The following is a 13782-nucleotide window of genomic DNA, read 5'->3' as shown; positions in this document are numbered from 1 at the left end:
TATGATTCGCGCCGTTGGAGAGATGCCAGAGTGGCCGAATGGGACGGATTCGAAATCCGTTGTACCTTCACCGGTACCTAGGGTTCGAATCCCTATCTCTCCGCCATTATTTGAAAAGCCCCGAGTGCTTATAGCCTCGGGGCTTTTTTTGTTTCAGGGATTTAAGTAATGGGTGCCTGTGCGTCCGCAGCCGGCCATCCCTTGACGCTTGAGTCCATGGCTTTCAGCGCAATGCTGCCCTCTGCGATTCCTGTTTGGCGCCTACAATAACGACACAGCAGCTTTCAAAAAATCAGACGCGTTTCACATCGGACCGAGTAAAGTTCCAGCGGCCAAACGAAAACCCAACGACAGGGTTGCCCGCTATTCAAAGGAAGGAACAAATGTGCTCGTTCAGAATGATCGTAACAACTGCATGCTGTGTTTTTATGATGGGCTGCGAAAAACGGCAGATAGAGCCTTGTCCTCAGGCAGGAAGAGACTTTCTAGAGAGATCGGTGCGGGCCTACTTTGATAGGTTCAAGCCGAATCAAGGGGGCAATTCCGTCCAGATATTTCATGACGAAGAATATAACCCCTCGACCAAAGGCTGGATAGTTTCGGTAGACAGCCCTGGCAAAGATTACTTCGCGCTTGTGTCGTGCGCGGGCAGTGTGGAACTGTCGGTCAGGGAGCTCGGTAGTGTGGCTCCGAAAAAATCCCTATAGGGATTTTTCTCAGGGTTTCCAGCAGGGAATGATTTTGCCCGTGTGATGCAGGCTTTATGGGATAAATTGGACAAGCTTTTAGTCAGCATTGATCGCTATAGATTCGTGCTGGAGTACGAGAGATATGCGTAGCCGGTTGGGTTGCATCAATATTGAGACTATCACCGCGAACCGTTAGCGGCAGATGACTGGAAAAACAAGATTAATTGGTTCGCGATTATGCCGTAAGTTATGAATCAAGTTAACTCGGTACCCATACAGGTCACTACCCATACCCATCATTACCCATACCTACCAGCACTCCATACCCAGTGGATACCTGCTACCTACGTACGATAAGCCTGCCAATACCACCACCGCTACCTGGCCCTGCAAGGCATGTGGTCGGTTAAAAAAGACATCGTCCGTATCCGGTATGACTAAACCAGCCAGCTACATCACCATGAGCAAGCGCACCACCTACACCAGCCTGTCCCAATCCTGTATCGCCATTCAGATTGAACGTCTCGTACAGGCTATTGAGGACACGACCATCCCGGCGTTCAGGGTCACTCAGCTCAGGCCCGTCCAAGAGCGTGTACAAAAAATCAGGCTTTCCAAGTACTTCAACCACATTCAGCAGATGGTAGGTTTGTTCGACGACCGTTACCCCTACGATTACAGCGAGCACCTCCACGTGTTCAGGCAAGCGTGTCAGGACATTGGTCTGGAGCTGAGCCCGATGGGACTGACGTGCCTTGATGAAGGCGAGAGCCGCTACCTAAGCACTGATGAGACGCTCAATACACTGACTGACCGTATCCGCCAACTGACAAGTGGAAAACGGTATCAGCGTGGGAAGGTAGACCGTCGTTACCAAGCCAGGGATAAACAAACCAAGATCACTGAATACGTTGATCGAGTACTTGACCGTTACTCACGTACTGTTGTGGTCCGAGTAGATCTGCATTACCTATCTGTGGTGCAAGCTAGGCTGCGTGTTGAAGACGCCTTTGGAGATCAGAAAAGGCTGGTCAGGGAAATTGAACGCAATTCAATCTTTGGCCATTTGATCGGATATATCTGCAGTGTCGAGCACTTGGTATCGGTGTCATCAGGCGCGATGATCTCGATATTCGGCCGAAGATCCATTATGCGATGCGTTACCTAGGCAAAGACACTCAGTATCTACGGCTAAAGCCTGTGGGGGCTCGTTGCTTGCGTAAAGGTCAGGCAAAGAAAAGTTCCTGGGTGACTAATCAGCCCATCGCTCGACAAGAGTTGGATGCTGAGTAAGTTCAGATGACCAGTAGGTGTTTGGGCGCGGATAGTCATCCGAACCCTTCAAACGCCCTAACCAACCAGATATCTTGCAGGCAACCATTTCGCAGCGTTGCCTGCTACCGCTTTGTTTCAGACGATTGAATCAATATCAAGCGTGTGTGGAGTGCCGATTGGGCGACCTAATATTGACGCGAATAACTCACGGTCGCTTTCGACAGCGCGGCGCCATGGCCAATTGTTCCGCTACCCTGTTTTCTGGATGGGCTTGCCAGCGAAGCAGGCTGTCTGCCAGTATTTCAGTGTGTTGTGAAAGCAAGCCGTAGACCTTCGCTCCGTCAACCTTATCCTTATGCACGGTCGCTAATCGGTCTCGGGTCTCTTGCACTTTATCAACCTCTCGGTTGAATGAGCTGATTGAGGCCTTCCCCGACGAATTGCTAAAGATCTTCGACTCAAAGTAGCAACCTGGAGGCCCACCTACTCCAGATCTTCAGCGGCTGTCGGCGCGTCATCGGCCCTACCATGACAATGCTTGCGCAATCTGATTCGCCTCAGCCGTGGTTTGACCGCCGTCCATGATTGGTGCCCGCAGCAACGATCGTTCCCCCTCGCGATCGACGATCCAGAACGCCATCTTTATAGGTGTTTCCTGAAGGACACCAGTTGCTGGGGCCTCATCCGGCAGCTTCGTCACATCGAACTCCCATTTACGGCCGGTTGCCTGCGGCTCTCCATGCTCGGCCGGCTTGGGCGAAAACTTCGTTATGTGCATTTTTCCGGCTTGCAACCCTAGTTTTTTCGTCATGAAGGCACGCAGCAACGATTCAAGCTTCTCGTCGGATGACTGAGCTAAGCCCACCGTGAGACCAAGTTGTGCCCCCGTTTGCAAGTTTTCATAGTAAAAACGATTGGCATCACCCAATCTCAGGCGGTAAGTACCCACACGCAAGGGCAACCGCATGGCTCCCCAGAGGTTAACAAAGGCATTTTCGCCCTTCGGTATTCCCCAGCCCATCGACGCGTCGCTTTTCTGCCACTCAATGAGCCTCCGGTTCAGGGCAATAGCCTCATTACCTCTCCTCTGGCGGTAGGCGATATCCGCAGCATAATCTAGCGCTGTCCTAAAAAGTTCCGCATCTTGGGCAGAGCCATTCCTCCAGGCAAGTACGGCCAAATCTAGCGAGCGTCGGGCGGCGCCTAGCGAGCCACGCCGGTACTGCGATACGCCGATATATGTTTGTAATCGTGCAATTTCCTCGGAAAAAAAGGCATCGGGCTTAGCCTGCTCCGCCAGTTCAGCGGCCTTGGACCAGCCGCCAGGAGCATTCCAATGTGAGTCCATATCTTGGTTCTGCTCGGCCATCGTGTGCTCACGAAACAGCTGTGGTGCACTTTGCCATTTCAGCGCTGCGAACAACTTTCGCACTTGCTCAACTGCTTGGGTCTCGTCTCGCGATCTGAAAATCACATCGATCTCCATACGCCAGTCGCCACGTAGTGCCGTCCAATAAAAGCTAGTGCACGGCTCGCCGTCACAGGGCTCTGGCCTCCTTAGTTTGACGGTGGTTAGTCCGTCGAAGGGTAGATCGGGCATCGCCGATGCATGCGCTTTTTGCTCACGCAGCTCGTCGTAGGATTTGAGCCATTCCTGCCGTTGTGACGATGTCTTCTTACGTTGTAATTCGTCATAAGACAGCGAAATCTCGGCGCTCAGGTGGCTGTCTGCCGATTCCTGCGTGTAGAGGACCCTAGTGGGGGATTCCCGATTTTCAGCGGGCTCAAACGTCGTCAGTTTCCACTGCCCCAGCAGCATTGGCATCGAGAAGTCAGCCAGCTCATATCGTAAACGCGGCTCGTCCAGTGATAAGCGCCATAGACCGGGATAGGGGCTGACGACCGCGAATAGCTTTTCCTGCAAGCGTGCGACCTCTGCTCTTTCACCCGCCATCATGCTTGCCTCTATTGCCCGCCCAAGCATGCGCGAGATACGAATGTCGCGTTTGTCCCTCGACCCGTTAGAGGCTGTTTGCTGCTCCCAATACGCAATTTGCTCTTCGGCGGCGATCCGAGCCTCGTCGTATCTCTTCTGCTGTTGCAGTAGGTTGACGAGCAAGGCGCCCGCTTCGAGGTCCGTGTATTCTCCGGCCCCGCCCTTACGGCCAGCCTCCATAGCAGCCTGGGCCATAATCGTGGCCTCTACCAATGATTTCGCGCTGCTCAAGCGTTGTGCCTCACGCATCAGCCCAGCAGCGTCTGGCGCTTGGGGCCTCGCCTCAACCGTCGGCGCCGCCCAAGCAGCGGTACAGGCTGAAAACAGAACTGCGGCCAGGAGGGAGCCGTACCGGCTTGGTAGTAAACGCTTCATATTCGTCCCTCTGGCACGGGTCTAATGGGCGAACTACACAAACTTGTACCCAACAGCAAGGCAAGGTGTGAACGAGGCGCGGAGCTTGGGGATAGGCACTGTAGCGATGGATGCATAAATACTTCCTTGTGGCTTTGGTTGAAGCGGCTTACTAAACAGAGATTCCCTTTCGGGAATGTTTGGAGGGAACGGCAAAGCGGCGATTTGAATCAGTTTAGTAACGAGAGTCAGCGACCGCCTCCAATTGCCCACCGTCACGCACAAATAACTCACCTCTTTGACTCGGCGACTGCGTAGCCAGGTAATCTATTGGGCTAGATCGGTGTGCCCCTGCTGTTGCTTGGCTGTGGGGCTAGCCAGGTGGAGTATGAGTATCGGTCATTGAGCTTGAGTTTTTCATAGAGAATCTGGTCAGTTATCCGGTGAGCCCAGAGACGCGGACTCACCGGTAGACACTCCAACTAGACAATAGAGTCGATGTCCAACGTATGAGGCGCACCGATGCGAGTGGAAAGCATCAAATCGCCAGCATCCTGTTGAGGGATCATGGCTATCTGCACCTTCAGGTTGTTCTCCCGCTGGCCCTTCCAGCGATGCAGGGCGGCTTCCAAGTTGGGAGACTGCGCAGCGCTGCCATAGACATCGAAAAGCGTCAGTTGGCGCCCCTTTTGTATTTTAAGTCGTTGTAGCGAATCGAGAAGATTTCGCGACTCTTTGTTCAAGTCAGTTACCGTTTGTAGGTACGCAGGGTCATTATTGGCATAACGCAGAGTGTCTCTAGTTCGCTGGCTTTGATCCTGCACCTTGCCATGCATCGTCTTCAATGCCGCCGCCACCAAATCGTATTCACTCTTAGTGACCACCGTTCCCTTCGTTTCCTGAGTTTGCTGCCAACGTCGTAACGTCGCCCAGGAAAACGGGATATAAGACCCCGGTGCACTGTGATCACCGAAATTCATGGCCTGATCGATAAAGCCGCCACGAAACGGCAGGTCGCCATCTTTGGCGAGCGCCCGAGTGCAAGCGGCCTCTTCGATGGAGGCACAACCCGGGTCCCAGAGAATCGCCGACTTTTCCTTGCCGGTAAAATTCACCGGCATGAAGTGATGCAATGTGCCGTGATGCTCATAAGGATCGCCACCAACACGCACAAGACCTGCGACGAAGATCAAGATGCCTAAAATAGGATTGGTTATAAAAAGGGTCGCAAGCCCAGGAATCCAGATGGTTCGTCGTGCGTTCATCCAGGTAGCAGGGACACCGGGAACCATGTCGTTGTTGTTCACCATCCGGTGGTGCGTCAGCGCCTCGGCAGCCGCGACGAACGTGGCATCACCCGCACGTGGCGCCCCATAGGTGTAGAGGAGCACGTCGTATTTCTGAGTTTCATCACATCGCAATGCTTCCGCCAGCAGCAATGCAATCGCGCCACCCAGACTATGGCCACTGATTATGATTTTTTGACCGACATAAAATCGGAATAAATAGTCCTGAACAAACTTCTTCAACGCCTGATAGGCATCGTAAAAACCATGATGGACCTTCCCTTTACCCTCTTTGAAGGGTACTTGTGCCGCATCCGCGTCACGCCACCAATCTGACAATTCCAGTGTTCCACGGATAGCGATCAGTATGATCTCATCATGATGCGTAATGAACGCCTGGGTGCTCTTATCGCTAACCCAACACTCATTGATGTCATCAAAAAAATGCAGATTGGCAGGGTGCTCCTGAGTGTCGCTAGGCTTATTCTGCTCATACACCGTTGGGTCGAACGGCAAAATTTTAAAGCGCTTCGAGTAAGGAACTTCTTCGTACAGTGGAAAGTAACGGTGAACCGATGACTGTGAACTGTCTACCTTCCAGCTTTCTCGATAGTTCGAAAGGGCATCACCAAAAAAATTACCGACGCTGGGATCCAGCGGAAAACTCACAGAGTCCACAGGTTCTTTGGCGGGATTCTGGCCAAAGTTGGAATAACTCAAATTCGCCATGATCGCGAGCTGATACAGGTTCAGTGCACTGAAGGCATCATCGGTTGAGAGCATGGGTCTAAACGCACGCAGCGGGCGCACCTGTAGTAGCGTGTGTCGGTTTGACAACAGCCCAACACCACGCTGAGATAAAGGCTCTGGACCAAACGTCAGCTCATCAAGCGCTCGTACCAAGATGTCATCCGGCGGGTATTTACGGTCAACGGGCGGAGGTAAATGCGCACGATGCTTGACCAGGTCCCGCACCTCTACCTGGATGAATTTATCTCCCGCCTTTAGCGCAGGGTTGTTGTCGACAGGGAAACCGTCTTGGTGAAAGAAGCGGGTTTGTTCGGCACGAACTTGGAGTTCGGTAATCGGAAGTGGATATGACTCGCGTTTCATCAAAAGACGATACAAATCTTCGCTGCCGGCATACTCAGTGTCTAAACGGAGTACAACGGGCCCACGATAGCAGTCTTCAATCTTGGCAAACCCTTCGGCGTCCAATGCTCCGGTATACTGCTGTTCTGCACTGTCCTGAAGGGTATAGGCAAGACCAGCATACGGTTTGCCTTCACCGAACTCGTCCACCAACTGAAAACTAATCCAGTGCCCTTTGTTTGGGCAGGCAAACATCTTGCCGCTGAAAGCCGGCTTATCCCCATCTTCCATAGGTTTATACGAACTCATCCTTTGATATCCTTATTCGGTGCAGTTGGGGTAGACGGTGCAGTCACGTCCATCAGGCATTTTGAAGGGTTTGAAGTCCGTAGTATTTCCACGGCAAAATCCGTACAAATCGTCTAGTCCTTTCCCCATACAACGCTTCCAACCAGCAGGAAACTTAACCCAATTATCACCAATTGCTGGCAGCTCCTCTTTCGCCTCCGTCAGTACCAATTTCACGGTCTTGCCCGCTAACTGATCGCGCTGCAACGCTGCGCCCGCCAGGCTTTTCTGCACGACGCCATTCGCGTCGAGTCCCCGGCACTGTAGGATTTTGACGATGTAACGATACGGACCCATCGTGCGAAACAACCACTGACACTGGCCCTGAAAGACCAGAGGTGCCGACGTGGGAAAAGGGCGAACCGTTTCCGATGGCTCATCGCGGATTGATAAACCGGCAGTCTGGAGACTCATGTCCAGCTCACGCTTGCCCCACTGTCCTTCGATATGCAGCACCACCTTTGTCAAAACCATTGAGCAACCCTTCGCCGTGTCCGTCAGTGGCAGCTTGAACTCAACCGGACGCACTCCCTTGGGCTGCTCGCTTTGGATAAGGTTATGCCCCGAACACGACTCGCCGGAGGCCGACGCGTAATATGCCATCGGACTAATGGTGAAGTTTTCCGGCATGTCGGCCTGGAAGGTAAAACTCTCTGTCTGCGCCATAGAGCAGCCCGAAGCGACCAAGGCCATTGCGCTCACAAATAAGACCCGCAGGAGTTGGGGAGTAAAGCGTCGTACATGCATCATGCAGAGTGTTCTCCTGACCAGAATTTCGCTTCATCAAAAAGTCGCTCGAAGTGCACCTGCGGCGCAACGCCGGCATGAGGCAAACAATTTTTTATGATGGGCAGCTCAGTTTCATTGAGTTTGTTGATGATCAAAAAATGCACTTGCTCAGGGGCAGACCATCCCCATTGCTGAGCCTGCGACAGTTGTTCTGCGAGCCAAGTGCTTGGTTCTTGGCGCTGGCTGAGTCGCATCAGATCGTCACCCGGCGGGTATTTACGGTCAACGGGCGGAGGTAAATGCGCGCGGTGCTTGACCAAGTCCCGCACCTCTACCTGGATGAATTTATCTCCCGCTTTTTGCGCGGGGTTGTGGTCGACAGGAAAGCCGTCCTTGTGAAAGAAGCGGGTTTGTTCGGCACGAACTTGGAGCTCGGTAATCGGAAGTGGATAAGGTTTTCTATCCACGATCTTTTCATACCAAACATCAACGCCTCCTTGATACTCACTATCGACTGTTAATACGACAGGCCCACGATAGCAGTCTTCAATCTTGGCAAACCCTTCGGCGTCTAATACCCCGGTATACTGCTGTTCTGCACTGTCCTGAAGGGTATAGGCAAGACCGGCATACGGTTTGCCTTCACCGAACTCGTCTACCAACTGAAAACTGATCCAGTGCCCTTTGTTTGGGCAGGCAAACATCTTGCCGCTGAATGCCGGCTTATCCCCATCTTCCATGGGTTTATAGGAACTCATTTTTGGATGTCCTTATTCGGTGCAGTTGGGGTAGACGGTGCAGTCACGTCCATCAGGCATTTTGAAATCGGTGAAAGTCGGCGGAGTTTGGCAGCGGAACGTTTCCTTCGTTTCGATACAGGGCTTCCAGCCCCTAGGTGTTTCTAGCCATGAGCGCCCAAAATACGGCAGCTCCTCTTTCGCCTCCATCAGTACCAACTTCACGGTTTTGCCCGCTAATTGATCGCGCTGCAACGCTGCGCCCGCCAGGCTTTTCTGCACGACGCCATTCGCGTCGAGTCCCCGGCACTGTAGGATTTTCCTGATAAATCGTTTCGATCCCATCGTGCGAAACAACCACTGACACTGGCCCTGAAAGACCAGAGGTCCCGACGTGGGGAAAGGGCGAACCTTTTCTGATGGTTCATCACGGATTGATAAACCTGCAGTCTGCAGACTCATGTCCAAGTCACGCTTGCCCCACTGTCCTTCGATATGCAGCACCACCTTTGTCAAAACCATTGAACAACCCTTCGCTGTGTCCGTCAGTGGCAGCTTGAACTCAACCGGACGCACTCCTTTGGGCTGCTCGCTTTGGATAAGGTTATGCCCGGAACACGACTCGCCGGAGGCCGACGCGTAATACGCCATCGGACTAATGGTGAAGTTTTCCGGCATGTCGGCCTGGAAGGTAAAAGTCTCTGTCTGCGCCATAGAGCAGCCCGAAGCGACCAAGGCCATTGCGCTCACAAATAAGACCCGCAGGAGTTGGGGAGTAAAGCGTCGTACATGCATCATGCAGAGTGTTCTCCTGACCAGAATTTCGCTTCATCAAAAAGTCGCTCGAAGTGCACCTGCGGCGCAACGCCGGCTAGAGGCAACCAATTTTTTATGATGGGCAGCTCAGTTTCATTGAGTTTGTTGACGATCAAAAAATGCACTTGCTCAGGGGCAGACCATCCCCATTGCTGAGCCTGCGACAGTTGTTCTGCGAGCCAAGTGCTTGGTTCTTGGCGCTGGCTGAGTCGCATCAGATCGTCACCCGGCGGGTATTTACGGTCAACGGGCGGAGGTAAATGCGCGCGGTGCTTGACCAAGTCCCGCACCTCTACCTGGATGAATTTATCTCCCGCTTTTTGCGCGGGGTTGTGGTCGACAGGAAAGCCGTCCTTGTGAAAGAAACGGGTTTGTTCGGCGCGGACTTGGAGCTCGGTAATCGGAAGTGGATAAGATTTTCTATCCACGATCTTTTCATACCAAATATCAACGCCTCCTTGATACTCACTATCGACCGTTAATACGACAGGCCCACGATAGCAGTCTTCAATCTTGGCAAACCCTTCGGCGTCCAACACTCCCGTGTACTGTTGCTCTGCGCTGTCCTGAAGGGTATAGGCAAGACCAGCATACGGTTTGCCTTCACCGAACTCGTCTACCAACTGAAAACTGATCCAGTGAACTTTTAATGGGCAGGCAAACATCTTGCCGCTGAATGCCGGCTTATCACCATCTTCCATGGGTTTATAGGAACTCATTTTTGGATGTCCTTATTCGGTGCAGTTGGGGTAGACGGTGCAGTCACGTCCATCAGGCATTTTGAAGGGTTTGAATTGAGGGGGGGTTACACACAGCTCCTCGATGTCGCGCCCCCAGTTCCCCTTGCACGGTTTCCATCCACTAGTTGTTTTAATCCAATAGCGATCAAAGTAAGGCAGTTCCTCTTTCGCCTCCGTCAGTACCAATTTCACGGTCTTGCCCGCTAACTGATCGCGCTGCAACGCTGCGCCCGCCAGGCTTTTCTGCACGACGCCATTCGCGTCGAGTCCCCGGCACTGTAGGATTTTCCTGATAAATCGTTTCGATCCCATCGTGCGAAACAACCACTGACACTGGCCCTGAAAGACCAGAGGTCCCGACGTGGGGAAAGGGCGAACCTTTTCTGATGGTTCATCACGGATTGATAAACCTGCAGTCTGCAGACTCATGTCCAAGTCACGCTTGCCCCACTGTCCTTCGATATGCAGCACCACCTTTGTCAAAACCATTGAACAACCCTTCGCTGTGTCCGTCAGTGGCAGCTTGAACTCAACCGGACGCACTCCTTTGGGCTGCTCGCTTTGGATAAGGTTATGCCCGGAACACGACTCGCCGGAGGCCGACGCGTAATACGCCATCGGACTAATGGTAAAGTTTTCCGGCATGTCGGCTTGGAAGGTAAAGCTTTCTGTTTGCGCGATTGAGCAACCCGAAGCGACCAAGGCCATTGCGCTCACAAATAAGACCTGCAGGAGTTGGGGAGTAAAGCGTCGTACATGCATCATTCGGAGTGTTCTCTTGACCAGAATTTCGCTTCATCAAAAAGTCGCTCGAAGTGCACCTGCGGCGCTTCGCCGGCATGAGGCAAACAATTTTTTATGATGGGCAGCTCAGTTTCATTGAGTTTGTTGATGATCAAAAAATGTACTTGCTCAGGGGCAGACCATCCCCATTGCTGAGCCTGCGAGAGTTGTTTTGCGAGCCAAGTGCTTGGGTCTTGGCGCTGGCTGAGTCGCATCAGATCGTCACTGTGTTCTGCCCACAGATACCGGTAGATATTGGACTGAAGCATCTCCATCGACTGACTAGTCGGTGCTGGGACGTTCAGCCACAACGGATCAGCAGGACGCGGGTGTTCGCCGGGAACTGGATTGTGGGTGACTTCCCAGTCTGCGCCCTGCCAATAACACACACTGATCACGGGCCCCAGGTACTCAGGGCGGGCCTCTTCAGGGATATGCCCCAAGGCACGGGTGAGGACCTGATTATCGTGAAAACGATACAGCGCCTGATTGGGCCGTGTGCCGATAATCAGGCGTTCACGCCAGTGCTGGGTCAGCGCAGACAGGTCATCTTTGCGAATACTCGCAAGCCAGCCCCAATTGCGCTCAGGCGCCTTGAGTAGGTCTCTGATGCGTTCATTGTCAGGATTGTCGATGAGGAATATGAAAGGCCCCGCATCAGCTAAAGCGGATACCTGAGTCTCGCTGTACACACTGCGATGCTGATCTGGTTCGCTAGTGTTCAACAAGGCTTGGCGGACGTCGACTTCGCCTTCTGAGTCTAGAATCAGGCACAGAGTATGGTCGAGTTTTAGCTGATCGAGCATCCATTGCCGAGGACAGGCAGCCGTCATGATTTCATTCCTTTGGGCAGGCAAAGACCGTTTTTACAAGCCTCACAAAGCGGGCAGAAGTCAGCGCCTTTAACTTTACTGGCCGCCATCAGCGCGTTTTGTGTCGGGGCCATGATAGGCAGTGCGGGCGGGGTCGCCAGGGGCGCTAGTACACCCGGCAACAACGGATTGGCAGCCGTTCCTGCAGCAGGCGCACCGCCGATTTGAATCTCGGTACTGCTGAAAATACCGCCAGGGCCAATCACGATATGCTGACCACCGCCTTTTAAGGTGATGCTGGCTCCAGCGTCCAGGATCAGATGGGCACCGGCCTTGAGGTGGACTTGTTGACCCGCCTCAATCACCACCGTTTGCCCTACACGAGTGTGGCTGCTGCTAGCGACCTGCAAGTAGTCATTGGCGTTGAGCTGGACTTTGCGGTCAGCGGTGACGGTGCGCTGCTCTTCAGCTTCCAGCACCGCAATGCTATTGCCCTTGATGGTTTCCCGGCGCTCATTACCCACTTCCAGTCGGCTGTCATTTTCGACCTTCTGCTCCATGTCACGCTGAGCACGCAGGTAGATCAGCTCTTGGCCGCTGCGGTCTTCAATCGACAGCTCGTTGTAGCCGCCACTGGCGGGCGAGCTGTGGCTGCGCAGGACAGTTTTGGTTTTATTCGCGGGTAAGGGGTATGGAACAGAGGTGACCTTGTTAGGCACGCAGCCCGTAATTAACGGATTGTCGGGATTACCTTCCAGGTAGGTCACCACTACTTCCATGCCGATACGCGGGACGGTCACCGCACCGAAACTGTCCCCCGCCCAGCTAGATGAAACTCGTAACCAGCAACTGCTTTTGTCGGTGCCCAGTTCGGCTCGATCCCAATGAAACTCGACCTTAACCCGCCCGTACTCATCGCAAAAGATCTCTTCCCCCGCTGGGCCGGTGACGCGGGCAGTCTGGCTGACCAACACTGTCTTACGCGTGACACGCGGCGGACGGTAGAACACATCCCAGGGAATCGCACTGAACCTGTTGCAGTAACCTTGAGTGAAACCGTCTTCTGGATTCACATCGCTGGTGATCGCCTCCTCAAGTGCCTGGGGCTGCTTGCCTGAATGCGTCACACTGAGCAACAACCACAAATCGTTGCACTGCTGACGCGGATGTTCCGTCAGATCGAAAAAGTGGCCGCTGCGTAGGACCGGTTGATCGCTCTTACCCTCGGCCAACTGGTAGTCGCTACGGTGCCGCTCCAGGGCCTGCCGGGCAAGCTGTTTGCCGAGCTTTTCATTTTCGATCAGCACCGGGTAGCGGTAGTCTTCAAGCGCAGGACTGAACTCGGCGGTAAATTGGCTTTCCAGCAACAAGCTTGGGCGTTTTAAATCATAGCCTCGGCGCGTGCTCGTGCTGGTTCGGGTGTTGAAACGCATGGAGAATTGGCTGACGACCGGGTGATCCGCCGCCAGGCCGGAGCCTTGCTGATACGGTGTTTCCCCCAGCTTGGGGAAATAGGTCTGATCGTCGGTGAATACGAGCTGGTGGCCATCCTGGCTGTGTTGGTGGTGCCACGAGATCCCATCTTCACTGCACAACCTCTGCAGGAACTCGAAGTCGTTTTCCCCATATTGAGTGCAGTATTCGCGCTCAGGGCTGGTGCTGACATTAAAGGTAAACGCATCGGCCTGGATGCCATGTCCGTTGAGTACCTGGGCGATGATTTGCGGCACTGTCAGGTGCTGGAAGATCCGCTGGTTATGGTTGAACTGCAAATAGTGCAGCGCCGGCACCAAGGTCAGGTGATAACGTGTCAGGCGTTTACCGGCTTCCCCCACAAAAACATCTTCGATACGGCCATGAATACCTTCACCGTTCAGGCCGAACTGGAGAAACGCTGGCTGACTGAGCACGCTCTCCAGATCGAAATCTGGGGATTCACTGACGAGTTCAACCTGAATCGCATACAAACTGCTGATGGATTCGGTGCCCTTGAAGGCCAGCACTTTGAAATCGTTGCGAACAGAGGGGATCAGTAACGTGAAGTGTGCAATATTGGCCGCCGCGAACATAGGCTTATCCTTAGCTGAGAGAGGAGGCAAAACGCGACGCCCACCTTAGACGTAAT

Annotated in this window: 10 protein-coding genes and 1 tRNA gene; 2 read left to right on the top strand and 9 right to left on the bottom strand. The window is 53.4% G+C overall.

Translation table 11 applies throughout. The features are described from left to right. Positions 1-16: 16 nt before the first annotated feature. A tRNA-Ser gene (locus IFT57_RS26225) sits at positions 17-106 on the top strand. A 1016-nt stretch (positions 107-1122) separates the two neighbouring features. Further along, a complete protein-coding gene (locus tag IFT57_RS26220) occupies positions 1123-1857 on the top strand; it encodes a hypothetical protein (RefSeq protein WP_342030382.1) in 735 nt (244 codons plus the stop codon). A 630-nt stretch (positions 1858-2487) separates the two neighbouring features. Here IFT57_RS26220 and IFT57_RS26215 read toward each other — a convergent pair. The 9 genes from IFT57_RS26215 to IFT57_RS26175 all read right to left on the bottom strand — a co-directional run bounded on the left by IFT57_RS26215 (position 2488) and on the right by IFT57_RS26175 (position 13726). After that, positions 2488-4191, bottom strand: a complete 1704-nt coding sequence (locus tag IFT57_RS26215) for a hypothetical protein (RefSeq protein ID WP_192153164.1) — start codon at positions 4189-4191, stop codon at positions 2488-2490. Between the two features lie 605 nt (positions 4192-4796). Then, positions 4797-7001, bottom strand: a complete 2205-nt coding sequence (locus IFT57_RS26210) for a lipase family protein (protein ID WP_244657436.1) — start codon at positions 6999-7001, stop codon at positions 4797-4799. A gap of 12 nt (positions 7002-7013) precedes the next feature. After that, entirely contained in the window at positions 7014-7790 is a 777-nt protein-coding gene (locus IFT57_RS26205) for a hypothetical protein (protein ID WP_244657435.1), read from the bottom strand. Beyond that, positions 7787-8527, bottom strand: a complete 741-nt coding sequence (locus tag IFT57_RS26200) for a hypothetical protein (protein WP_192153163.1) — start codon at positions 8525-8527, stop codon at positions 7787-7789. The genes IFT57_RS26205 and IFT57_RS26200 overlap by 4 nt, the downstream gene beginning before the upstream one ends. Positions 8528-8539: 12 nt before the next feature. Then, positions 8540-9304, bottom strand: coding sequence for a hypothetical protein (locus tag IFT57_RS26195; protein ID WP_244657434.1), 765 nt, complete (start codon positions 9302-9304; stop codon positions 8540-8542). After that, entirely contained in the window at positions 9301-10041 is a 741-nt protein-coding gene (locus IFT57_RS26190) for a hypothetical protein (protein WP_192153162.1), read from the bottom strand. The genes IFT57_RS26195 and IFT57_RS26190 overlap by 4 nt, the downstream gene beginning before the upstream one ends. Before the next feature lie 12 nt (positions 10042-10053). Continuing rightward, complete coding sequence (locus IFT57_RS26185) at positions 10054-10827, bottom strand: hypothetical protein (RefSeq protein WP_244657433.1); 774 nt, start codon at positions 10825-10827, stop codon at positions 10054-10056. Continuing rightward, entirely contained in the window at positions 10824-11678 is an 855-nt protein-coding gene (locus IFT57_RS26180; protein WP_192153161.1) for a DUF4123 domain-containing protein, read from the bottom strand. Before IFT57_RS26180 ends, IFT57_RS26185 begins: the two co-directional genes overlap by 4 nt. Further along, positions 11675-13726 carry a type VI secretion system Vgr family protein gene (locus IFT57_RS26175; RefSeq protein ID WP_192153160.1) on the bottom strand — a complete coding sequence of 684 codons (2052 nt, stop codon included), beginning with the start codon at positions 13724-13726 and terminating at the stop codon, positions 11675-11677. The genes IFT57_RS26180 and IFT57_RS26175 overlap by 4 nt, the downstream gene beginning before the upstream one ends. Positions 13727-13782 lie beyond the last annotated feature (56 nt).

It is taken from the genome of Pseudomonas sp. CFBP 13719 (assembly GCF_014842095.1).
In the GTDB taxonomy this organism is placed as follows: domain Bacteria; phylum Pseudomonadota; class Gammaproteobacteria; order Pseudomonadales; family Pseudomonadaceae; genus Aquipseudomonas.
This window is presented reverse-complemented; position numbering and strand designations above follow the sequence as displayed.

What these genes read in the sequence shown, in the direction of transcription:
- IFT57_RS26220 (WP_342030382.1), top strand. Translation starts at nt 1,123, where the DNA reads ATGACTAAACCAGCCAGCTACATCACCATGAGCAAGCGCACCACCTAC.
- IFT57_RS26210 (WP_244657436.1), bottom strand. Translation starts at nt 7,001, where the DNA reads ATGAGTTCGTATAAACCTATGGAAGATGGGGATAAGCCGGCTTTCAGC.
- IFT57_RS26205 (WP_244657435.1), bottom strand. Translation starts at nt 7,790, where the DNA reads ATGATGCATGTACGACGCTTTACTCCCCAACTCCTGCGGGTCTTATTT.
- IFT57_RS26200 (WP_192153163.1), bottom strand. Translation starts at nt 8,527, where the DNA reads ATGAGTTCCTATAAACCCATGGAAGATGGGGATAAGCCGGCATTCAGC.
- IFT57_RS26195 (WP_244657434.1), bottom strand. Translation starts at nt 9,304, where the DNA reads ATGATGCATGTACGACGCTTTACTCCCCAACTCCTGCGGGTCTTATTT.
- IFT57_RS26190 (WP_192153162.1), bottom strand. Translation starts at nt 10,041, where the DNA reads ATGAGTTCCTATAAACCCATGGAAGATGGTGATAAGCCGGCATTCAGC.
- IFT57_RS26185 (WP_244657433.1), bottom strand. Translation starts at nt 10,827, where the DNA reads ATGATGCATGTACGACGCTTTACTCCCCAACTCCTGCAGGTCTTATTT.
- IFT57_RS26180 (WP_192153161.1), bottom strand. Translation starts at nt 11,678, where the DNA reads ATGACGGCTGCCTGTCCTCGGCAATGGATGCTCGATCAGCTAAAACTC.
- IFT57_RS26175 (WP_192153160.1), bottom strand. Translation starts at nt 13,726, where the DNA reads ATGTTCGCGGCGGCCAATATTGCACACTTCACGTTACTGATCCCCTCT.